This window comes from Actinomadura viridis (genome assembly GCF_015751755.1).
In the GTDB taxonomy this organism is placed as follows: Bacteria; Actinomycetota; Actinomycetes; order Streptosporangiales; family Streptosporangiaceae; genus Spirillospora; species Spirillospora viridis.
This window is the reverse complement of sequence record NZ_JADOUA010000001.1, coordinates 6,635,646-6,655,479: the sequence shown is the minus strand read 5'-3', so window position 1 is coordinate 6,655,479 and position 19,834 is coordinate 6,635,646. Positions and strand designations below refer to the sequence as shown.

At 72.9% G+C, this 19,834-nt stretch carries 22 protein-coding genes; 13 read left to right on the top strand and 9 right to left on the bottom strand.

What is annotated here, in order from left to right:
- Nucleotides 1-9: 9 nt before the first annotated feature.
- Nucleotides 10-939 carry an NAD(P)-dependent oxidoreductase gene (locus IW256_RS30120; protein WP_197014171.1) on the bottom strand — a complete coding sequence of 310 codons (930 nt, stop codon included), beginning with the start codon at nt 937-939 and terminating at the stop codon, nt 10-12.
- A gap of 99 nt (nt 940-1,038) precedes the next feature.
- Between IW256_RS30120 and IW256_RS30115 the strand changes: the two genes are divergently transcribed.
- Nucleotides 1,039-2,070 (top strand): nitronate monooxygenase, encoded by a 1,032-nt coding sequence (locus IW256_RS30115; protein WP_197014170.1) that lies wholly within the window; start codon nt 1,039-1,041, stop codon nt 2,068-2,070.
- Here IW256_RS30115 and IW256_RS30110 read toward each other — a convergent pair.
- Both IW256_RS30110 and IW256_RS30105 read right to left on the bottom strand, forming a co-directional pair.
- On the bottom strand, nt 2,053-3,591 hold the full coding sequence (locus IW256_RS30110) for an alpha/beta fold hydrolase (RefSeq protein WP_197014169.1): 1,539 nt from the start codon (nt 3,589-3,591) through the stop codon (nt 2,053-2,055). The two genes, IW256_RS30115 and IW256_RS30110, sit on opposite strands and share 18 nt — an antisense overlap.
- A 101-nt stretch (nt 3,592-3,692) precedes the next feature.
- Complete coding sequence (locus IW256_RS30105; protein ID WP_197014168.1) at nt 3,693-4,718, bottom strand: YihY/virulence factor BrkB family protein; 1,026 nt, start codon at nt 4,716-4,718, stop codon at nt 3,693-3,695.
- Nucleotides 4,719-4,864: 146 nt separating this feature from the next.
- Between IW256_RS30105 and IW256_RS30100 the strand changes: the two genes are divergently transcribed.
- Genes IW256_RS30100 through IW256_RS30090 form a run of 3 tightly spaced genes read left to right on the top strand, consistent with a single transcriptional unit; the run spans nt 4,865 to nt 7,525 of the window.
- The gene (locus IW256_RS30100) at nt 4,865-6,964 is read left to right on the top strand and encodes a catalase (RefSeq protein WP_197014167.1); all 2,100 of its coding nucleotides are present in this window, start codon (nt 4,865-4,867) and stop codon (nt 6,962-6,964) included.
- A 15-nt stretch (nt 6,965-6,979) separates the two neighbouring features.
- The gene (locus IW256_RS30095) at nt 6,980-7,306 is read left to right on the top strand and encodes a DUF3140 domain-containing protein (protein ID WP_197014166.1); all 327 of its coding nucleotides are present in this window, start codon (nt 6,980-6,982) and stop codon (nt 7,304-7,306) included.
- Between the two features lie 27 nt (nt 7,307-7,333).
- On the top strand, nt 7,334-7,525 hold the full coding sequence (locus IW256_RS30090; RefSeq protein ID WP_197014165.1) for a hypothetical protein: 192 nt from the start codon (nt 7,334-7,336) through the stop codon (nt 7,523-7,525).
- Nucleotides 7,526-7,668: 143 nt separating this feature from the next.
- On the opposite strand, the gene IW256_RS30085 is transcribed toward IW256_RS30090, so the two are convergent.
- A complete protein-coding gene (locus IW256_RS30085) occupies nt 7,669-8,076 on the bottom strand; it encodes a winged helix-turn-helix transcriptional regulator (protein WP_197014164.1) in 408 nt (135 codons plus the stop codon).
- Nucleotides 8,077-8,209: 133 nt separating this feature from the next.
- On the opposite strand from IW256_RS30085, the gene IW256_RS30080 reads away from it, so the two are divergent.
- The 4 genes from IW256_RS30080 to IW256_RS30065 all read left to right on the top strand — a co-directional run bounded on the left by IW256_RS30080 (nt 8,210) and on the right by IW256_RS30065 (nt 11,196).
- Entirely contained in the window at nt 8,210-8,851 is a 642-nt protein-coding gene (locus IW256_RS30080; protein WP_197014163.1) for an NADPH-dependent F420 reductase, read from the top strand.
- Between the two features lie 303 nt (nt 8,852-9,154).
- Nucleotides 9,155-10,396, top strand: a complete 1,242-nt coding sequence (locus tag IW256_RS30075; protein ID WP_197014162.1) for a helix-turn-helix domain-containing protein — start codon at nt 9,155-9,157, stop codon at nt 10,394-10,396.
- Nucleotides 10,397-10,543: 147 nt separating this feature from the next.
- The gene (locus IW256_RS30070) at nt 10,544-10,774 is read left to right on the top strand and encodes a hypothetical protein (protein WP_197014161.1); all 231 of its coding nucleotides are present in this window, start codon (nt 10,544-10,546) and stop codon (nt 10,772-10,774) included.
- Entirely contained in the window at nt 10,771-11,196 is a 426-nt protein-coding gene (locus IW256_RS30065; RefSeq protein ID WP_197014160.1) for a hypothetical protein, read from the top strand. The genes IW256_RS30070 and IW256_RS30065 overlap by 4 nt, the downstream gene beginning before the upstream one ends.
- Before the next feature lie 610 nt (nt 11,197-11,806).
- On the opposite strand, the gene IW256_RS30060 is transcribed toward IW256_RS30065, so the two are convergent.
- On the bottom strand, nt 11,807-12,742 hold the full coding sequence (locus IW256_RS30060) for a helix-turn-helix domain-containing protein (RefSeq protein WP_197014159.1): 936 nt from the start codon (nt 12,740-12,742) through the stop codon (nt 11,807-11,809).
- A 100-nt stretch (nt 12,743-12,842) separates the two neighbouring features.
- Between IW256_RS30060 and IW256_RS30055 the strand changes: the two genes are divergently transcribed.
- Nucleotides 12,843-13,871, top strand: coding sequence for a saccharopine dehydrogenase family protein (locus IW256_RS30055; protein ID WP_197014158.1), 1,029 nt, complete (start codon nt 12,843-12,845; stop codon nt 13,869-13,871).
- 10 nt (nt 13,872-13,881) lie between these two features.
- Here IW256_RS30055 and IW256_RS30050 read toward each other — a convergent pair whose 3' ends face one another.
- Both IW256_RS30050 and IW256_RS30045 read right to left on the bottom strand, forming a co-directional pair.
- Nucleotides 13,882-14,724, bottom strand: coding sequence for an ABC transporter permease (locus IW256_RS30050; protein WP_307829200.1), 843 nt, complete (start codon nt 14,722-14,724; stop codon nt 13,882-13,884).
- The gene (locus IW256_RS30045; protein ID WP_197014157.1) at nt 14,721-15,617 is read right to left on the bottom strand and encodes an ABC transporter ATP-binding protein; all 897 of its coding nucleotides are present in this window, start codon (nt 15,615-15,617) and stop codon (nt 14,721-14,723) included. Before IW256_RS30045 ends, IW256_RS30050 begins: the two co-directional genes overlap by 4 nt.
- Nucleotides 15,618-15,861: 244 nt before the next feature.
- Here IW256_RS30045 and IW256_RS30040 point away from each other — a divergent pair, with 244 nt between their 5' ends.
- Both IW256_RS30040 and IW256_RS30035 read left to right on the top strand, forming a co-directional pair.
- Entirely contained in the window at nt 15,862-16,785 is a 924-nt protein-coding gene (locus tag IW256_RS30040; protein WP_420535428.1) for a GbsR/MarR family transcriptional regulator, read from the top strand.
- Between the two features lie 159 nt (nt 16,786-16,944).
- On the top strand, nt 16,945-17,295 hold the full coding sequence (locus IW256_RS30035; protein WP_197014155.1) for a hypothetical protein: 351 nt from the start codon (nt 16,945-16,947) through the stop codon (nt 17,293-17,295).
- A 44-nt stretch (nt 17,296-17,339) separates the two neighbouring features.
- On the opposite strand, the gene IW256_RS30030 is transcribed toward IW256_RS30035, so the two are convergent.
- Entirely contained in the window at nt 17,340-17,735 is a 396-nt protein-coding gene (locus tag IW256_RS30030) for a cupin domain-containing protein (RefSeq protein ID WP_197014154.1), read from the bottom strand.
- Nucleotides 17,736-17,787: 52 nt separating this feature from the next.
- Here IW256_RS30030 and IW256_RS30025 point away from each other — a divergent pair, with 52 nt between their 5' ends.
- Both IW256_RS30025 and IW256_RS42405 read left to right on the top strand, forming a co-directional pair.
- Complete coding sequence (locus IW256_RS30025; RefSeq protein WP_197014153.1) at nt 17,788-18,765, top strand: GlxA family transcriptional regulator; 978 nt, start codon at nt 17,788-17,790, stop codon at nt 18,763-18,765.
- A 30-nt stretch (nt 18,766-18,795) separates the two neighbouring features.
- On the top strand, nt 18,796-18,918 hold the full coding sequence (locus IW256_RS42405) for a hypothetical protein (protein WP_269217952.1): 123 nt from the start codon (nt 18,796-18,798) through the stop codon (nt 18,916-18,918).
- Here the strand turns inward: IW256_RS42405 and IW256_RS30020 are convergent.
- Entirely contained in the window at nt 18,905-19,771 is an 867-nt protein-coding gene (locus IW256_RS30020) for an AraC family transcriptional regulator (RefSeq protein WP_197014152.1), read from the bottom strand. The two genes, IW256_RS42405 and IW256_RS30020, sit on opposite strands and share 14 nt — an antisense overlap.
- Nucleotides 19,772-19,834: the final 63 nt, after the last annotated feature.

Sequence of the window (19,834 nt, the reverse complement as noted above, 5' to 3'; positions counted from 1 at the left end):
GGCAGTGGGTCAGCGGACGCGGTGGAGCAGGTCCTCGCCCCGGGCCAGGCGGCGGCAGTTCTCCACCGCCACGGTGAAGTAGCGGTCCCAGGTCTCGCGGGTCAGCCAGGCCACGTGCGGCATCACGACCACGTTGCCGAGGGACAGCAGCGGGTTGCCCGCGGGCACCGGCTCCCGTTCGAAGACGTCCAGCCCCGCCCCCGCCAGGTGCCCCGAGGCGAGCGCCTCCACCAGCGCGGACTCGTCGATGATCGCGCCGCGGGCGGTGTTGACCACGATGGCGCCGGGCGGCAGCAGCGCGAGCCGGTCCCGGTCGAGCAGGTGGTGCGTCTCGCCGGTCAGCGGGATGTGCACCGACACGATGTCGCTGGCCCGCAGCAGGTCGTCCAGCTCCCGCCAGGACGGGTCGCCGGGGCGCGGGCGGCGGGAGGTGTAGAGGACGGTCGCGCCGATCGCCTCCAGCATCCCGCGCAGCAGGCCCGCGATCTGCCCGCCGCCCAGCAGCCCGACCGTCCGGCCGCTCAGCTCGCCGCCCACCAGGGCGCGGTCGGCGGGCCAGCCGCGGCCCTCCCGGGTGCGGGCGTCGAACGTCACCACGCGCCGCAGCGTGGCCAGCATCAGCAGCAGCGTCGTCTCCGCGACCGCCTGCGCGTTGGTGCCGGGCATGTTGGCCACCGCGACGCCGCGCTCGGCCGCGGCGTCCAGGTCGATGGTGTTGACCCCGGTGCCCAGCTTCTGGATCAGCCGGAGCCGCGGGGCGCGGGCGATGTCGCCGGCGGTCAGCGGGCGCAGCACGTGCCAGATGACCTCGGCCTCCGGCAGCAGCTTGGCGAACCGCTCGTCGTCCTCCTCGGCGCAGCTCACCACGTCGAGGTCTGTGCCGGGGCCCGTGTCGTCCATGTCCGTGTAGTCCATGTCGTAGTGCAGCAGTACCCGCATACCCCGGCCTCTTTCCGGTCCGTGACGTTCCGTTGGCTATCTTGCCTGGAGTTGCCTGGAGTACGGCGCGCGGTCGCCGCGGGGAGGGGACGGAAGATCATGCTGGAGCGGTTGGCCCACCCGATCGTGCAGGCGCCGATGGCGGGCGGCGCGTCCACGCCCGCGCTGGCCGCGGCGGTGTCGGAGGCGGGCGGCCTGGGCTTCCTGGCCGCCGGGTACAAGACCGCCGCGGCGATGCGCGCGGAGATCACCGAGACCCGGGCGCTCACCTCGCGGCCCTTCGGGGTGAACGTCTTCATGCCGGCGGCGGACCCCGTGGACGAGGCCGCCGTCGCCGCCTACCGGGAACGGCTGGGGCCCGAGGCGCGGCGGCTCGGGGTGGAGCCGGGCACGCCGCCCGCCGACCGGAGCGACGGCTGGGACGCCAAGATCGCCGACCTGCTGGCCGACCCGCCGGCGGTCGTGAGCTTCACCTTCGGCTGCCCCGGCGCGGACACCGTACGCGCGTTCCGGGACCGGGGCGCGTTCGTCGTCGTCACCGTGACCACGCCGCGGGAGGCCGTCACCGCCGCGACCGCGGGCGCCGGCGCGCTCTGCGTGCAGGGCGTCGAGGCGGGCGGCCACCAGGGGACGTTCGGTAACACCGGAGACCTCGGCGAGGGCCGGGAACTGCGCGCGCTGCTGCCCGCCGTCCGCACCCTCACCACCCTGCCGCTGATCGCCGCCGGGGGCCTGGCGACCGCCGCGGACGTCACCGAGGTCCTCGGCCTCGGCGCCGCCGCGGCCCAGCTCGGCACCGCCTTCCTGCGCTGCCCCGAGAGCGGGGCGAGCGCGGCGCACAAGGCGGCGCTCGCCGACCCCCGCCACACCCGCACCGCGCTGACCCGTTCGTTCAGCGGGCGGCCCGCGCGCGGGCTGGTCAACCGGTTCATGGAGGAGTACGAGCGGTACGCGCCCGCCGCGTACCCCGACGTCCACTTCGTCACCTCACCGCTGCGCCGGGCCGCCGCGGCCCGCGGCGACCTGGACGCGGTCGCCCTGTGGGCGGGGACGTCGTTCCGGCTCGCCGGGGACGCCCCCGCCGCCGAGATCGTCGCGGGCCTCGCCGGGGTCTCAGCGGGTCGCGGGTAGCGCCACCGGCTCCGGCGCGACCGGCGGGATGTCCGTGAGGCAGCCGGTGTCGCCGGTCGTGTGATCGCGCAGGAAGTGGCGCGCGATCGAGATCGCGCACCCCGTCGGCTCCCCGGTGGGGACGTGGCCGGAGAAGGGCACCTTCACCAGCCGCGCGTTCCGGAACTGCCGTGCCGCCTCCACGCCCTCGCCGGGTGCGGTGTTCAGGTCCAGGTCGCCGCTCAGGACCAGCACCGGCGCGTTGGTGACGGGCCGGGCGGTGGACTGGGTGCGGTCGCTGCGGTCGGGCCAGTGCAGGCACCATTCCGGCTCGCTGTAGCCGTAGGTCCAGGCGGCGGCGCTGAACGGCGCGAACTGCCACGCGGGCAGGGCGTCCCGGCGCTCGCGGTACTGCCGTTCGCGGACGTCGTCCGGCGCCCGCATGTCGAAGCCCTTCGGATAGTCGTTGCACACCACCGCCACCTGGGCGGCCAGGCTGAACAGCCGCCCGGCCTTGGTGATGTCGGGCGAGGCGAACAGCGTCTTCCGGGCCAGCTCGACCAGCCGTTCCGGCCGCCCGTCCAGCGCCTCCCGCACGTACCGGGGGATCGTGCCCCACGCCTTCACGTTGCTCTGGTCGCCCGCGCCGTTCACTATCGCGGCGAGGGCGGTCTCGTCCAGCTCCACCCGGCGCCGCTCGCCGTTCACCGTGACCTCGTACGGGATCGGGCGGTGCCGCAGCCGCCCGGCCAGCCGCCGCAGGTCGCCGAGGACCCGGCGGGCGGCGCAGCCGCCGCGCTCGCACACCAGCCGGTAGCCGCGCCGCAGGGCCTCGGCGTTGGGCCGCTTCCACGGGTCGAAGGCCAGCGGGTACGCGCCCGACAGCACCATCGAGTCGACGTGCTCGGGGTGCCGCTGGGCGTACACGGTCATCAGGTACGTGCCGTAGGAGAGGCCGAGCAGCTTCAGCCGGGGGATCCGCAGGTGGGCGCGGAGGTCGTCCAGGTCGTCGGCGACGGCGGCGGAGGTGTGGAAGCGGCGGCGGTCGCCGATGGAACGCGCGCACCGGCCCAGTTCACGGGACAGCGCCTCGCCGCGCAGGGTGAGCACGTCCTTGCGCACGTCGCAGTCCAGCCAGCCGGAGTTCCCGATGCCGCGCGGGTCCATCAGCAGCAGGTCGTGGTCGTCGAGGAGGTCGCCCACCGCCTTCACGAACCCGGCCGCGGGACCGATCGCCGACCCGCCGGGGCCGCCCGGATTGGCGGCGATCGTCCCCGCCGGGGGGCGGTCCTTGTTCCGGCGGCTGATCAGCGCGTACGCGATCTGGACGGTGCCGAGGCCGGGGTTCCCGCGGTCCAGCGGGACGGTGATCGTCCCGCAGGTCGCGTCCTTGGGGCAGGGGACGGGCGGCGGCTGCGCGGGCCCGCCGCCGGGCGGGGCGGGCGGCCCGCCGGGAGCCGCCGCGGCGGCGGCCAGGGTCGTCGCCGCCGCGAGCACGGCGACCGCCGAGCCGCGGAAGACCACGCGTCGATGGACTCGCATGTGTGGAAGCACCCCAGATCACTCGGCGGGCCGTCAGTGCTTCCCATGCTTCCCCGGTGCGAGAAGATCATCACTCTAAGTTATCTATCTGATGCGTTCCGTTACTTGACCGTGTCCGGCTCGCTCAGGTCGTCCCTGTCGCTGATCTTCCGGGTGTCGCGGGGGACGGCGTACGGCTCCTCGTCCTCGTCCCCGCCCGCCGCGATCCGGCGGGCCCGCGCCAGCTCGGCGTCGAACTCGGCGCCCACCAGGATCGCCACGTTGGACAGCCACAGCCACACGAGGAAGATCACGGCCGCGGCCAGGGCGCCGTAGGTCCGGTTGTAGGAGCCGAAGTTCGCCACGTACACCGCGAACCCGGCGGAGGCCGCCACCCAGGCCAGCACCGCGATCACGCAGCCGGGGGTCACCCAGCGCCAGCCCGGCTGCCGGACGTTCGGCCCGGCCCAGTACAGCGACGCGATCGCCACCACGACGATCGTCAGCAGCACCGGCCACTTCGCGATGCCCCAGACCGTCACGAACGCCGAGCCCAGCCCCAGGATCCGCCCGGTCTCCTCCGCCAGCCGCCCGGTGAACGTCACCGCCAGCGCGCTGGCGCCGAGCAGCAGCACCATGGCCAGTGTCAGCAGCAGCCGCAGCGGCGCCAGCTTCCACAGCGGCCGGCCCTCGGGCATGTCGTACACGGCGTTCAGCGCCCTGATCAGCGCCGCCACGTACTTCGACGCCGACCACAGCGCCAGCAGCAGGCCGAACGCCGCCATGAGGCCCGCCGTCGGCGCCGTCCCCTGGAGGCTTTCGATGATCCCGATCAGCGAGTCGCGGAACTGCCCGGGCGCGAGCTGCCGGACGTTGTCGACCAGCGTCCGGGTGCCCGAGGTGCCCAGCATCCCGACCAGCGACACCGCCACGATCAGCCCCGGGAAGAGCGAGAGCACGCCGTAGTAGGTCAGCGCCGCCGCCCAGTCGACCAGGTTGTCGTCCTGGAACCCGGTGACCGTACGCCGGACCACGCCCCACCAGCCGCGCCGCCCGATCGCCGTGGGTTTGTCCGGGAGGTCCTCGCGCTCGTCCGTCCCCGCCGCGCCCGTCTCTGCCGCGTCCGTCCCCGCCGTCGTACGGGCCATCGCCCACCTCCTCGCCACGGCTCCGCCTTTACCCGCCGCGACGGGAACGATGCGCGGAGGCGTCCTTTGCGGGGGGTTGGGCATACCGGACGGCGACTCGGGTAGGGCGGGCGCACGACCCCGCATCCGACGCACGAGGGACGATCATGGCGCACCACGCCGATCACGACAGCGACAAGCAGCGGCAGCTGGACCGGGACCGGGTGAGCCCGGAGGGCGCCGAACTGACCACCGACCAGGGCATCAAGGTCGACGACACCGACAACTCCCTGGCGGCGGGCGAGCGCGGCCCGACCCTGATGGAGGACTTCCACTTCCGGGAGAAGATCACCCACTTCGACCACGAGCGGATCCCCGAACGGGTGGTGCACGCCCGCGGCGCCGGCGCGTACGGCCACTTCCGCGTGTACGACGACGCGCTGGCCGAGTACACCTCCGCCGAGTTCCTGACCGACCCGTCCCTGAGCACGCCGGTGTTCGTGCGGTTCTCGACCGTCGGCGGCTCGCGCGGCTCCGCCGACACCGTCCGCGACGTGCGCGGGTTCGCGACGAAGTTCTACACCCGGCACGGCAACTTCGACCTGGTCGGCAACAACATGCCGGTCTTCTTCATCCAGGACGGCATCAAGTTCCCCGACTTCGTCCACGCGGTGAAGCCGGAGCCGCACAACGAGATCCCGCAGGCCTCGTCCGCCCACGACACGCTGTGGGACTTCGTCCAGCTCCAGCCCGAGACCATCCACATGATGATGTGGCTGATGTCCGACCGCGCCCTGCCGCGCAGCTTCGCGATGATGCAGGGCTTCGGCGTGCACACGTTCCGGCTCGTCAACGCCGAGGGGCGGGCCACGTTCGTGAAGTTCCACTGGAAGCCCAAGCTGGGCACGCACTCGCTGGAGTGGGACGAGACCCAGAAGATCGCGGGCAAGGACCCCGACTTCAACCGCCGCGACCTGTGGGACAACATCGAGGCCGGGCGCTTCCCCGAGTACGAGCTGTGCCTGCAGCTGGTGCCCGAGGAGGACGAGCACAAGTTCGACTTCGACCTGCTCGACGCCACCAAGATCATTCCGGAGGAGGAGGTCCCGGCCCGCCCGGTCGGCCGGCTGGTGCTGGACCGCAACCCCGAGAACTTCTTCGCCGAGACCGAGCAGGTCGCCTTCCACCTGGGCAACGTCGTCCCCGGCATCGACTTCACCAACGACCCGCTGCTCCAGGCCCGGCTGTTCTCGTACCTGGACACCCAGCTCATCCGGCTCGGCGGGCCGAACTTCTCGCAGATCCCCGTCAACCGCCCGGTCGCCGAGGTGCGCAACCACCACCGCGACGGCTACCACCAGATGGCGATCCACCAGGCCCGCGCCGCGTACCACCCCAACACGCTCTCGGGCGGCTGCCCGGCCCTGTCGGAGAACGGCTCGTACCACCACTACCAGGAGAAGGTGGACGGCAACAAGATCCGCAAGCGCAGCGAGAGCTTCCAGGACCACTACAGCCAGGCGACGCTCTTCTGGAACAGCATGTCCGGCTGGGAGAAGGAGCACATCGTCGCGGCGTTCCGGTTCGAGCTGGGCAAGGTCGAGACCATGTCCATCCGCGAGGGCGTGGTGGACCACCTCAACCACGTGGACCACGACCTGGCCGTCCAGGTCGCCGAGGGCGTCGGGGTGGAGCCGCCCAAGGTCTCCAACACCCCCAACCACGGCCGCAGTTCGCCCGCGCTGAGCCAGGCCAACGCGCCCCGCGACACCGTCGAGGCCCGCAAGATCGCGATCCTGGCCGCCGACGGGGTGGCGTCCGCCGACATCACCACCGTCCGCGACACCCTCACCGAGGCGGGCGCGATCTGCGAGGTGCTGGCCGTCAAGGACGGCACCGTCCGGGCGGTCGACGGCGGCCCGGTCGAGGTCACCCGCGCCATGCCGACCGTCGCGTCCGTCCTGTACGACGCCGTGGTGATCCCCGGCGGCGCCGACAGCGTGCGCGCCCTCATGGGCGACGGCCTCGCCGTCCACTTCGTCGCCGAGGCGTTCAAGCACGGCAAGGCCATCGGCGCCGCCGACGAGGGCATCGACCTCCTCGAACGCGCCGGTGTCGTCGGTGTCAGCGTGGCCGACGAGGGCTGCCGCGCCGACCAGGGCGTGGTCACCCGCCGCGGCGCCGCCGACGACTTCGGCACCCACCTGATCGACGCCATCGCGGCGCACCGCCACTTCGAACGACAGAAGGACGCGGTGCCCGCCTGACCGGAGGAAAGGACGATGACCGAACCGACCCCCGACACCGAGCTGCTCTGGGAGGAGTTCCACCAGATCGTCAACATGACCTCGGACGAGATCCGCACCTGGCTGCTCACCGACGCCTCGGGCGAGGACGCCCTCCCGGCCGACCCCGGGATGGGCCTGCCCGAACTCGGCATCCGCGTCGTCGACCTGCTCCGCAAGCGCAAGGCCGACCTGACCGGCGACGACACCGAGGTGATGCGGAAGGTCGTGGAGTTCGTCGAGGACCGGGCCGACGCCCCCGAACAGGACGACCGATGGCGCCGGTCACTCATGTCGGTCGGCCACGACCCGCTCAAACCGTGACGTTCGAACCGTGAAGGGAGAACGACCATGCCGAACCCCCAGCAGCGCGAGATCAGCCGTTCCGAGCGTACGGCCGTGAACGAGCAGCCCGCCCCCGAGGCCACCGACCCCAAGACCACCCGGTCCAAGGGCCACGCCCACGGCACCGACAAGGGCAACAAGGGCGGCGGAAAGGGCGGCGGCGTCCCCCCTGACCAGCGCCCGCCCCACCCCTCCTGACCGTACGAACGGGGCCGACGGGCCGCGCGGGAACCTTCCCGCGCGGCCCGTCCGCGCCTCCGCCACCCGTTGACCCGATTTGCACCCTCGGGGTGGCCCTTCTGCTCGCCCCTCAGGGACCCTCTCCCCGCAGGTTCGTGGGCTCAGGACTCCAGCGACACTTGGGGATCACGGCCGGCCGACAGGCGTCGCGCTACGTTCCGCGCGGACTTCTCCTGAGCTTCGAGAAGCCTGTCACCGTGGTCGGTCGCCCAGCGTCCGAGGGCCTTCAGCGGGCCGTCGACCAAGCTCCGCCCCAAGCCGCTCAGGGCGTACTCGACGCGCGGCGGGGCCTCGGCATGCGCGCGGCGGTCGATCAGCCCGTTCGCGAGCAGGCGATGCAACGCGTCCGTCAGCACCTTGTCACTGATGCCGCCGATGGCGTCGCGCAGTTCGCGGCGCCGGCGCGGCCCCGAGGAAAGAGCCGCCAGGACCACGGGATCCCACGTGTGGGCGAACAGGTCGGTGGCCGCACGTATCCGGCAGTCCGCTACGAACTCGTCTCGATCCATCTCCTGCTCGCTCCTCTCGCAGAAGCATGATGCCTGCTCGTCGCACACCGATCGGTGCGTAACGGCCTCTCTACCGTGCACCAGACGATCGTCGCTCGACGCGACTGCGTGAGCGCATGAGAGGGGTACGCGGATGCGCATCGGGATCCTGGGCACCGGAACGCTGGCGGCGGCACTCGGCGAAGGCTGGGCGCGCGCCGGGCATGAGATCACCCTCGCCGGGCGCTCTCCGTCCAAGGCGCGGGAACTCGCTGATCGGCTGGGTGCGAGAGCGCGCGCGGTCACGCCGCGCCAGGCCGTCGTGGATCGCGATGCGGTGCTGCTCGCGGTGTCCTGGCAGGGCGCCGAGGACATGCTGCGCAGCGCGGGAGCGGCAGACGGGTCGCTGGAGGGAACCGCGTTGATCGATCCGACGAACGCCGTCGAGCACGGCGTGGGCGTCCTGCTCACCGGCCCCGGCGAAGCGATGGCGCAGCGGATCGCCGGGATGTCTCCGGGCGCGCATGTCGTGAAGGCCTTCCACATGTTCCCCGCCGGCCAGTGGACGGAGTCCCGTCCCGGTGCCGCTGCCACGGTGGCCATGTGCGGGGACGATCCGGAAGCGTTGCGCGTCGTCGGCGAACTGGTCCGTGATGTCGGCGGGGTCCCGGCCGTGCTCGGATCGCTGGACCGCGTTCGCCAGCTTGAGGAGGTCGCGGGGTTCGTCATCGGGCTGGCCTTCGCAGGCACCGACCCCAACTCCGCCATCCCACGTGTCCCATCGGCGGCGGCCTGACACCCGTCCGCCGCATCCGTTGACTTGCGGCGAGTTGTCGCCTCGGGCGGCTCTGAGACAGCAACTCGCCGCAAGTCAACGTGCACCTCCCACTCGCTGCGCGTGGACAGGCCGCAGGCATGCCGACCGTCGGCCACACCTGGCCGACGCTTCGTCGCCTTCGTCCCATGTGTGCATGGGCGCTTGCCGTAAGCCTGGGAAAAGCGTCGACTCGGTGCCTAGCCTGGGAATCCCTGAGCCTCCTGGAAGGAGCGGGGCCTATGCGGGCAACTAACACGCGGCTCGTGACGGCGGGCGGTGCTCATGTTCGATGACCTGGCGGGGAAGACGACCGGGCAGCGAATCCGGATCCTTCGGGAACGCAAAGGGTTGTCCCGGCCCACGTTGTCGGGTCTGGTCGGCATGTCCGCCTCATGGCTGAAGGACGTCGAGCGCGGCCGGTTGCTGGCACCTCGCCTCCCCACCCTGGTCAGGCTGGCCGAGGCGCTCGGTTTGGACGACGTCGCGCTGCTGGCGGGAACGGACATGAACCTCGGCGACACCACGTCCATCCCCATGACGTCCTTCGCCCGCATCCCGCACGAAGCGGTTCCGGCCATCCGGGACGCCATCCGGGACCCGCTGCTCTCCGTACCGGCGGGGCCCGCTGACGTGAATGCGCTGGCCGGCCGCACCGCACACGCCTGGCGCCTGTGGCATGGCTCGGCGACGCACCGTACCGATGTGGGCCGGGTCCTGCCCGCGCTGATCCGGGACGCCCGGGTCGCCGCGCGCGTCACCGAAGGGGAGCACCGGCGGAATGTCAACGCCGTGCTCTCAGACGTGTACGCGCTCGCCCAGCACGAGATCGTCTGGGCCGCCGAGCCGGAACTCATCTGGGTGGTGGCCGACCGCGGCATCAGCGCGGCGCACGATGCCGACCGGCCCATCGCGCTGGCCGGGGCCGCCTGGACGCTGGCGATCGTTCAACGTTCGATGGGCGATCTCGACGGCGCGATCGAACTGGTCACCGAGGCAGCGGGGATGCTGCGGCCTCGGCTGGAGGACGGCCCGGACGAGTTGCGGGCCATGTACGGCGCGCTGCAACTCCACGCGGCCACCACGAGCGCCCGCGCCGGCCGGGAGGGGGACGCCCTTCGTCACCTCGACGAAGGGCGGTATACCGCTGAGCGGCTACCTGCCGGATACCACCACCCGTGGACGCAGTTCGGCATGTCCAACGTGGCCGTCCACGCGGTGTCGATCGGCGCCGACCTCTCCAAATCGGCGACGGCCCGTGACCACGCCCGGCAGATCGACCCGGACACCATCCCGAGTCGTGAACGGCGCGCCCGGCTAATGGTGGAAACGGCCCGTTCCTACCACCAGAAACGGGATTACTCGGCGGCCCTGGACTGGCTGGAACGCGCCTATCCGGTGTGCAACGACTCGGTGCACTACTCCCCGCAGGCCCGGCAGATGGCCGTTGACGCGGTCGATCACGGCGGCCCGATGATCGACCGGCGAGCCCGCACCTTCGCCCGGATGCTGGACCTGCCGGTCTGAGAGGGGGTGCATTCTCCACCCCTCCGAGCGGGCGGGGAATGCACCCGGAGCGCGCAGGGGGTGAGCTGCGCCTCTCGCTCCGCCTTCCGGCCGCCAGGCTCTGTGTGACCGAACACCACAGGCACGCAGAAGGGGGCGGTCACCGTGATGGACGAAGGCATCGGCGGGACGATGCCGGGCGTACTGGCCATGCCGTTTCGGGCGCCTACGTGGGACGAGGAGCGGGCCGCGATCCGGTACCTGCACGCGGAGTACGGCGTCATCGCCTGGTACGGCCGGGCCACGAGACGGTGGTGGGCGGCGGCCGGCGGGCAGTTGGTGGACGCCGCAACGTTCGAGGAACTGCGGGGTCGGCTGGGCGGGATGGTCTCGCGATGAGCGGACAGGCCGTCGCGTTCGCCGTCGACCAGGTCATCCTTGAGTTGCGGCGCCGCTTCTCGTTCGTCACCGCCTGGTACGGGGAGCACACCGGGTCCTGGTGGGCGCTCACGCTCGACCACCTGGGCCGGTATCGGCTCGTCGAGGCGGCCGACCCCGCCGAGCTGGGGCGGCGCTTGGAGGACATCCGTCAGTCACCGCCAAGCTGGCCTAGGCGGCCCCGGCCCTCGCTGACGGCCGGTGCGGCCACGCGTTCGGCGCCATCGTTGCCAGTGCGCCGGGACTCCACGGTGCCGGACCCACGTCCGTGGCCACGGCACGTCCGGCCTGCCCCGGACCCCAGGGCGTCCCGGCCCGTGCGGGGCCGCGGCCGGCGGGGCTTGTGGCGGCGGGTGCTCGGTGCCCTGGTCGTCCTCGAATAGACCCCGCGGCTCCCCGGGCGGGCTGGAGCGCTCCGGGGAGCCGCGGACCAGCGTGAGCGTTCTGAACGAGAGCTGAGATTCCGCACCCCGGACTGGAGCGCGGGGAGCGGGCCAGACGTCGTACGGGGCTGCCCGCCCGGCTGTCCCCGGGAAACCCGAATGGCGGGAGCCCCGTACGACCCGCGCCGCCCAGCGGCCCGGCCAGGACGTCGCCCGACGGTTGCCCATGCGGCGGGGACGCGTCGAGTTGTAAGGTCGCTGCTAGGGCGTGTCTCGAAGCGGCCTCAGCCACCGCGCGAGCGCGTTGGCTGCCAGGTGGGGCGATGCCGGAGGCGAGCCTCGCCTGGCAGATCGCGAAGCGATGTCGCGCTCGCACAGGCCCGGTCAGGCGCGAGCCGCCAGGCGAGCGCCGTGGGCCGGGACTTTGAAACAGAGCTAGGGCGTGTCTCGAAGTAGCCTCAGCCACCGCGCGAGCGCGTTGGCTGCCAGGTGGGGCGATGCCGGAGGCGAGCCTCACCTGGCAGATCGCGAAGCGATGCCGCGCTCGCACAGGCCCGGTTAGGCGCGAGCCGCCAGGCGAGCGCCGTGGGCCGGGACTTTGAAACAGAGCCTAGGTGCGGAAGGTGCGGCGGTAGGTGTCGGGAGGGACGCCCACCGTGCGGTTGAAGTGTCGGCGCAGCGTCGTGGCGGTGCCCATGCCCACGGCCGCCGCGATGGTGTCGACGCTGTCGTCGGTGGTCTCCAGCAGTTCCTGGGCGCGGCGGATCCGCTGGGTCAGCAGCCATTGCAGCGGGGTGGTGCCGGTCGCCGACCTGAAGTGGCGGCCCAGGTTGCGCGAGCTCATGTTCGCTTGGCGGGCCAGGTCCTCCACGGTCAGCGGATGGTCCAGCCTTTCCATCACCCAGGGGAGCAGACCGGTGAGGGGATGGTCGTCGCGGGCGGGCACCGGGGCGGTGACGAACTGGGCCTGGCCGCCGGCGCGGTGCGGCGGGACGACCAGGCTGCGGGCGATCGTGTTGGCGATCGTCGCGCCGTGGTCGGAACGGACGAGATGCAGGCACAGGTCCAGCGCGGCGGCCTTGCCGGCAGAGGTCAGCACGCTGCCGTTGTCGGTGTAGAGCACGTCCGGGGCCACCTCCACCTTGGGATGGCGGGCGGCCAGCTCCCCTGTGTGGGCCCAGTGCGTGGTCGCGCGCCGCCCGTCCAGCAGGCCGGCGGCGGCCAGTACGAACGCGCCCGTGCAGAGGGAGACCATCCGCGCGCCCGCCTCGTGGGCCGCGCGTACCGCGTCGACCAGGTCGGCGGGCGGGGCCTCGTCGACATCGGCCCACGCCGGGACGATCACCGTGCCGGCGCCTGCCAGCCGGTCGAGACCGCAGTCCGGCTCCAGCAGGAACCGGCCGACCCGGATGGCGCCCGAGCCGCAGACGGCGACCTCGTACCAGGGGTCGGGCAGGCCGGACCGCTCGACGCCGAAGATCTCGTACGCCACGGCCAGCTCGAAGTGCAGCATGCCCTCGGTGACGGCCAGCGCGACGGTGTCCATGTCCGAAAGTGTACGGGCCATGGCGTTCCGGACGCTGGCGGGGGCGGGCAGCCACCGCCAGGATCTTCACAACGGATCATTCGTACGGAGCGGGGAACCGATGGGGCACAAGGTTGCGGTGTTCGGGGCCTACGGGCATACGGGACGGTTCGTGGTCGACGAGCTGCGCGATCGCGGGTTCGATCCGATTCTCTCCGGCCGCGACGAGGGCAAGCTGCGGGAGCTGGCGGCGTCCCGTCCCGGACACGACGTCCGGACGGCGTCGGTCGACGACCCGGACTCGCTCGACCGCGCGCTGGACGGCGCGGCGGCCGTGATCAACGCGGCCGGTCCCTTCGCGGTGACCGCCGCCCCGGTGATCGAGGCGGCGCTGCGCTCGGGCGTCCCGTACGTGGACGTGGCGGCCGAGATCGAGGCCAACCTCGACACGTTCGCGCGCTTCGCGGACCGCGCCCGCGACGCGGGGACGGAGGTGGTCCCCGCGATGGCCTTCTACGGCGGCCTCGGCGACCTGCTGGCCACCACGGCGATGGGCGACTGGAAGGCGGCCGACGAGGCGCACATCGCGTACTGGCTGAGCAGCTGGCACCCGACGGCCGGCACCCGCGCGGCGGGCCAGGTCTCCCGGCGGCGCCGGAACGGCCGGCGGGTCCGCTACACCGAGGGGCGGCTGGAGTACCGCGACGACGAACCGCCGATGCTGGAGTGGCCCTTCCCGGCCCCCGTCGGCACCCAGGCGGTCATCGGCGAGTTCTCGATGGCCGATGTCGTCACCGTTCCCAGCCACCTGTCCGTTCCCGAGGTGCGCACGTACATGGCGGTCGGCGCCGCCAAGGACCTGTCCGCTCCGGACGCGCCGGCGCCGGACGTGGTGGACGAGCGCGGCCGGTCGTCGCAGACCTTCCTCGTCGACGTCAGCGTGCGCTCGGGCGGCACGGAACGCCGCGCCGTCGCGAGCGGCCGGGACATCTACGCCGTCAGCGCGCCGCTCGCGGTGGAGGCGGTCGATCGGATCCTCACCGGGCGGACCGGGACGACCGGTGTCGCCTCCGCCGGCACGATCTTCGACGCGCCCGACTTCCTCCGCGCGCTGTCGGCGCACATCTCGCTCGCACCGCCTCGCGGGTGACCGGAACGCGCTACCCGACGCGCTGGAGGGCCTTCTCGCGGCGGCCGGCCAGGCTCGACCCCGACTCCCGGCGCGCCATCCGGCGCAGCATGACGGGCGCGAGGACGAGGCCGGCGACGGCCCACGCCCCCAGCACCCCGGCGGTCTCCAGGTGGCGCCAGGACTCGCCGACCTCGACGGCGACCGCCTCGCCGGGGAGAAGGGCCGACCGCATCCCGAGGCCGAGCCAGTAGATCGGGAAGGCCTCGGCGATCCACCGTGTCCAGTCCGGCAGCGCGGTGATCGGGTAGAACACCCCGGAGATCGCGATCACGCCGAGGACCGGCAGCGTGACCAGCCCCTGGGCGCGGGCGCTGGTGAACAGGCAGCCCAGCACCGCACCGGCCGGCAGGGTCGCCACCAGCCCGAGCGCCAGCACCCAGCCCAGGGTCGCCCACGAGCCCGGGCCGCCGACCGCGAGCCCGGGGACGATGAGGAGGCCGGGGATCAGGAAGATCGCGAGGTCGGCGACGAGCCCGCCGGACACCGAGACGATCTTGCCGAGCAGGTAGGCCGGCATCCCGTGCGGCGTCGCCTTCGCGCGCAGCAGGGTCCCGTCCTCGCGGTCGGCGGTGAGCAGTTGGCTCATGCTCACCATGGCCATCGACGCGTTCATGCCCAGGATGCCCGGCAGCGCGAGGGTGCCGAGCAGGAGCCCGCCGTCGCCGAACGGGACGTCCCGGAGGAAGAAGAGGACGGCCAGCATCGTCACCGGCCAGAAGAAGTGGGCGAACAGGTCGCCGCCCTCGGTGAACGACTGCCGCAGCTCGATCAGGCCGCGGGACCAGCCCGCGCGCAGCACCACCGGGTTCACCGGGCCGCCCCGTTTCCGGACTCGGCCCGTCTCACCAGGGCGAGATAGGTGTCCTCCAGCGTCGCCCGGCGGACTTCGAGGTTCTCGATCGCCTCCCCGTGCCGCCGGAACAGGTCGTGCACGAACCTGGTCGAATCGGGGACGCGGTGGACGAACTCCTGGCCGTCGCGGGTCCAGCGCACCCGGTCCTCGCCCGCCATGCGGCGCGCGAGTTCCGCCGCCGTGCCGTCCGCGACGATCCGCCCGGCGTCGAGGATCACGATGCGGTCGGCGAGCTTCTCGGCCTCGTCGAGGTCGTGGGTGGTGAGCAGGACGGTGGTGCGCCCCCGCGCGGCGAGGTCGCGCACGAGGCCGTGGAACTCGTGGCGGGCCACCGGGTCGAGCCCGGCGGCCGGCTCGTCCAGGAACAGCACCTCGGGCCGGCCCACGATGCCGATGGCCACGTCCAGCCTCCGGCGCTGCCCGCCCGACAGCGTCCTGATCTTCTTGCCCGCGTGCTCGGTGAGGCCGACCGCCGCGACGAGCTCGTCCGTTTCCCACGGTCTGCGGATCAGGTCGGTGGAATAGCGGGCGTAGTAGGAACCGAGGTGCGCGAGCAGTTCGCGCACGCGCCATTTGCCGTGGTCCCGCCAGGACTGGAGGACGACGCCCAGCCGGGCCCGCCAGTGTTCGGTGCCGCGCGCCGGATCCGTGCCGAGCACCTCCACGCGTCCCGCCGACCGCATCCGGAATCCTTCCAGGATCTCGATCGTCGTGCTCTTCCCGGCGCCGTTGGGGCCGAGCAGGGCCAGCACTTCCCCGTGGTGCGCCCGGAACGTCACGTCGCGCAGGACGTCGTTCGTGCCGTAACGCATGCGCAGCCCGTCGACATCGACGGCGACCTCCGCTGACATCGCCTCACCCTTCGTCTGTGCCCGTTCGCCGGACGAGGGGAAAGGCTATGTCGCGTTTCATATCCGCTCAACGAAAATCAGCAGGAGCTGGGGCCTTTTGGCTGTTCATTGCGGGTGCTAATTGCAATGAGCCTGACGGTTAACGCAAGGAATCCCTCGATCGGCCGTTGCAATGATCCGGGGTTGAACGCACACTGGGCCCGGCAATGGACGCGGGGAGGGGCGGGGAGTGCCGGGAGGAAGATTGACCCACGAGGAACGCCGGCACATCGCGTCCGGGCTGGCCGAGGGGCTCGGGTACGCGGAGATCGCCCGGCGGCTGGGCCGGCCGACGTCCACCGTCAGCCGTGAGGTCGCCCGCAACGGCGGCTCCGGCGGCTACCGGGCCGACCGCGCTCACCGGGCCACCGCGCGGCGCGCCCGGCGGCACGGAACGGCCCCGGCCCGTGGCACACCGGTCGCGCGGGACGCCCACGGGCGTGATCCGCGCGTCGCGCGCGCCTTCGCGGAACGGCTCGCGGGGCTGATGGTCCGCACCGGACTGCCGCGGATGGCGGCCCGGGTGCTCGCCTGCCTGGTCACCACCGACTCCGGCGCCCTCACCGCCGCGGAACTGGTGCGGCGGCTGGAGGTCAGCTCCGCCTCGGTGTCGAAGGCCGTCGGCTACCTGGAAGGGCTGGAGGTGGTACGGCGCGAGCGTGATCCCCGGCGGCGGCGCGAGCGGTACGTCATCGACGACGACGTGTGGCTCCGTACCTGGCTGACCAGTGCCCGCACGAACGCGATGTGGGCCGCCGCCGCCCGGCGGGGGGCGGAGGTCCTCGGCGTCACCACGCCCGCCGGAGCCCGCCTGGAGCACATGGCCCTGTTCTTCGCCCGGCTCAGCGCCGACATGAGCGGCGGGTCGTCCGCCGCCGCCGCGGCCGACGACGCGCTGACCGTCCTGGCGGCGCTGGTCCAGGCCGGTGCGCCGCTCACCGCGGATCGTCTGGCCGCCGCGCTCGGCTGGCCCCCCGGCCGCGTCGCCGCCGCCCTCCACGAGGGCGAGCGGCACCCCGAGATCACCGATCCGCTCGTCCTCCGCCGGACCGCGCCCGGCCTCTACGCCGCGGGCGCCAGGCCCGAACGCCTCACCACCAGGCAACGCCACGCCCTCCGCCGTCCTTGAGGCCCTGCGCAGCCACCAGGGGATGGGCAGGCCGCCGGCCAGGGGGGCGGCGCGCTGACGGAGAGGTGAGAACGGTCCGAACCGGCAGGGGCGAACGATCATCCCACTGGATGATCAAGAACGTTCACCGGCCCTGACCGGTATCGATGAGGAGCTCCCTTGACCCGAGCACGTCTCCTTCCCGTCCTCGCCCTCCTGTGCCTGAGCGCCACGGCCGCCTGCGGAGGCGGTTCCGATTCGGGCATTCCGGAGGGCAAGTGGCAGGGCCCCACCAGCAAGAGCGGCGAGAAGCCGACGCTCTACGTGGAGGCGGACCAGCAGGTCTCGCTCGACTCCGGCGGCCACACCTGCAGCGGCCGGGTCACGACCGTCGCCGATACGTACCGGATCATCTTGGACCGTTGCATCGCCCCCGTGGCGGTCCAGGCGAAGGTGGCGGACGACAGGAAGAGCATGGTCCTCACCGATGAGGACGGCAAGGCCGAGACCTGGTACCTGCGGGAGAAGTGACCCGGGCGCACCGCCCGCGGGCGGTGCGCCCGCGGGCGGTGCGCTCAGGAGCCGAGCGCGTGACCGGTCGTCGCGTCGACGTGGTCGGGGATCTCGTCGTGGCGGTCGCCGACCGACGGGGTGCCGTTCGGCTCGAACAGCAGGAGCGAGGCGCCACCGGGAGCGTACGGCCGGTGCTCCGTACCCCGCGGGACGGTGAACACCGAGCCCCGCGGGAGGCGGACCGTACGCTCCCCGGACGGCTCGCGCAGCGAGATGTGCAGTTCACCGTCGAGGATCAGGAAGAACTCGTCGGTGTCGTCGTGGACGTGCCAGACGTGCTCGCCCTCGACCTTCGCGACGCGCACGTCGTAGTCGTTCACGTTGGTGACGATGCGAGGGCTCCACAGGGCATCGAAGGAGGCCAGGGCCTCGTCGAGAGAGATCGGTTCGTTGCTCACAGGGGAATCCTCGCCGTTCGACCACGGCACCTGTGAGTGCTAGGAATCGCGTATGGCGCAAGATTCCTCGCACGCGGTCCGGGGGCCGCACCGGGTCGTCGTGATCGTGGACGACAACTCCAACCCCTTCGAGCTGGGCTGCGCGATCGAGATCTTCGGCCTGCCCCGGCCCGAACTCGGCCGCGATCTCTACGGCTTCCGCCTCTGCTCGCCCGAACCCCGCACGGTGATGCGGGACGGCTTCTTCACGCTCACGGGCGTCGCCGGGCTGGACGCGGCCGACGAGGCGGACACCCTGATCGTCCCCAACCGGCCCGACGTCGAGGTGCCCCGCCACCCGGCCGTCCTGGACGCCGTACGGCGGGCGCACGCGCGCGGCGCCCGCCTGGTCGGCTTCTGCAGCGGCGCCTTCACGCTGGCCGAGGCGGGGGTCCTGGACGGGCGCCGGGCCGCCGCGCACTGGCGGTGGGCGGACGAGTTCCGCGCCAGGTTCCCGGCCGTACGGCTCGAACCGGACGTGCTGTTCGTGGACGACGGCGACATCCTCACCTCCGCCGGGAGCGCCGCCGCCCTCGACCTCGGGCTGCACGTGGTCCGCCGCGACCACGGCGCGGAGATCGCCAACGCCGTGAGCCGGCGGCTGGTCTTCGCGGCGCACCGGGACGGCGGGCAGCGGCAGTTCGTGGAACGTCCCGTGCCCGATACGCCGGACGAGTCCCTGGCTCCCGTCCTGGCGTGGGCTCAGGAGCGGCTGGACGAGCCGCTCACCGTGGCCGACCTCGCGGCGCGCGCCGCGGTCAGCCCGGCGACCCTGCACCGGCGTTTCCAGGCGCAGCTGGGCACGACGCCCCTTGCCTGGCTCACCGGCGAACGGCTCGCCCTGGCGTGCCGGTTGATCGAGCGCGGCGAGTCGCGTTTCGCGATGGTGGCCCGGCGCAGCGGGCTGGGCACCGCCGCCAACCTGCGGGCGCTGATGCGCCGCGAGACCGGCCTGACCCCGCTGGCGTACCGCCGCCGGTTCGGCCCGTGACCGGTGCCGGCGGGCGCCGCGATCTGCGTCGTGATCTCGGTGGTCGCGTCCGCCCTCATCGCCGCCCTGCTCAGGCACGTGCCGCCGACCGGTCAGGAGGCGGACGAGGTGGAGGCCGGAACGGACGACGTCGCCATGGTCACTCCGGGCTGAACCCGGCGGGGGCGTTGCGCCGCCGGTACTCCGAAGGGGTCAGGCCGACCAGGCTCTTGAACCGCCGGGCGAAGTAGGTCGGGTCGTCCCAGCCGACGGCGGCGCCGACGCGGGCGACGGGCAGGGCCGACCGCGCCAGCAGCGTCGCCGCCCGCTCGGCTCGCAGCCGGGCCAGGAAGCCCATCGGGGTCAGGCCGGCGCACTGCACGAACAGCCGCCCCAGGTAGGCGGGGTCCAGGTTGACGGCCCGCGCGAGGTCGTCCAGCCGCCACGGATCGGCGGGTGCCGCTTCGAGCCGGGCCATGGTCGCCGCCACGGCGGGGTGCGGGACGGGGACGGACGCGTCCCGGCCGGGCGCGCCGGCGTCGGCGAGGATGCCCAGCACGGTGACCAGGCGGCCGAGCAGCCGCCCGGGGCGGGGCCGGGCGGCGGCCAGGTCCCGTTCGAGCCGGGCGATCTGGGCGATGGCCTCGTCGGCGTCGGCCGGGTCCATGGGGGTGACCGCCACGCCCTGGGCACCGGACGACACCGGCTCGGTCCACAGCAGGCGGCGCAGCATCGGCGTCCGGTACACCTCGTCCCGCAGGGCCTGCGCGGACAGGCAGCAGTTCGCGACAGTAAGGCCGGAGCAGTCCCGGAACGCGTGCCACGCGCCCGGCCGGAGCACGATGGCGTCGCCGTGCCGCAGCGGACGCTCGCCCCGGCCGGTCACGTGCGTCCCGCCGCCCGGGCCGATGACCGCGATCTCCAGGAAGTCGTGGGTGTGCGGCTCGATGCCGGCCGACAGGTGGTGGACGCCGCCCCAGATCGGCCCGTCGGCGAACAGCGCCTGCTCGTGCAGCGTGGCGATCATGTCGGGATCGTACGACCGCCCGCCGGGATCGGCCTGGTGCGGGGCGGCGTGCCGCGGTGAGGC

Bases quoted from the DNA above. Each gene is read 5' to 3' on its own strand.
- IW256_RS30070 (WP_197014161.1), top strand. From the start codon at position 10,544: ATGGACGAAGGCATCGGCGGGACGATGCCGGGCGTACTGGCCATGCCG.
- IW256_RS30110 (WP_197014169.1), bottom strand. From the start codon at position 3,591: ATGCGAGTCCATCGACGCGTGGTCTTCCGCGGCTCGGCGGTCGCCGTG.
- IW256_RS30025 (WP_197014153.1), top strand. From the start codon at position 17,788: ATGGCGCAAGATTCCTCGCACGCGGTCCGGGGGCCGCACCGGGTCGTC.
- IW256_RS30045 (WP_197014157.1), bottom strand. From the start codon at position 15,617: ATGTCAGCGGAGGTCGCCGTCGATGTCGACGGGCTGCGCATGCGTTAC.
- IW256_RS30120 (WP_197014171.1), bottom strand. From the start codon at position 939: ATGCGGGTACTGCTGCACTACGACATGGACTACACGGACATGGACGAC.
- IW256_RS30075 (WP_197014162.1), top strand. From the start codon at position 9,155: ATGTTCGATGACCTGGCGGGGAAGACGACCGGGCAGCGAATCCGGATC.
- IW256_RS30105 (WP_197014168.1), bottom strand. From the start codon at position 4,718: ATGGCCCGTACGACGGCGGGGACGGACGCGGCAGAGACGGGCGCGGCG.
- IW256_RS30060 (WP_197014159.1), bottom strand. From the start codon at position 12,742: ATGGACACCGTCGCGCTGGCCGTCACCGAGGGCATGCTGCACTTCGAG.
- IW256_RS30085 (WP_197014164.1), bottom strand. From the start codon at position 8,076: ATGGATCGAGACGAGTTCGTAGCGGACTGCCGGATACGTGCGGCCACC.
- IW256_RS30080 (WP_197014163.1), top strand. From the start codon at position 8,210: ATGCGCATCGGGATCCTGGGCACCGGAACGCTGGCGGCGGCACTCGGC.
- IW256_RS30095 (WP_197014166.1), top strand. From the start codon at position 6,980: ATGACCGAACCGACCCCCGACACCGAGCTGCTCTGGGAGGAGTTCCAC.
- IW256_RS30115 (WP_197014170.1), top strand. From the start codon at position 1,039: ATGCTGGAGCGGTTGGCCCACCCGATCGTGCAGGCGCCGATGGCGGGC.
- IW256_RS30065 (WP_197014160.1), top strand. From the start codon at position 10,771: ATGAGCGGACAGGCCGTCGCGTTCGCCGTCGACCAGGTCATCCTTGAG.
- IW256_RS30100 (WP_197014167.1), top strand. From the start codon at position 4,865: ATGGCGCACCACGCCGATCACGACAGCGACAAGCAGCGGCAGCTGGAC.
- IW256_RS30020 (WP_197014152.1), bottom strand. From the start codon at position 19,771: ATGATCGCCACGCTGCACGAGCAGGCGCTGTTCGCCGACGGGCCGATC.
- IW256_RS30090 (WP_197014165.1), top strand. From the start codon at position 7,334: ATGCCGAACCCCCAGCAGCGCGAGATCAGCCGTTCCGAGCGTACGGCC.
- IW256_RS30055 (WP_197014158.1), top strand. From the start codon at position 12,843: ATGGGGCACAAGGTTGCGGTGTTCGGGGCCTACGGGCATACGGGACGG.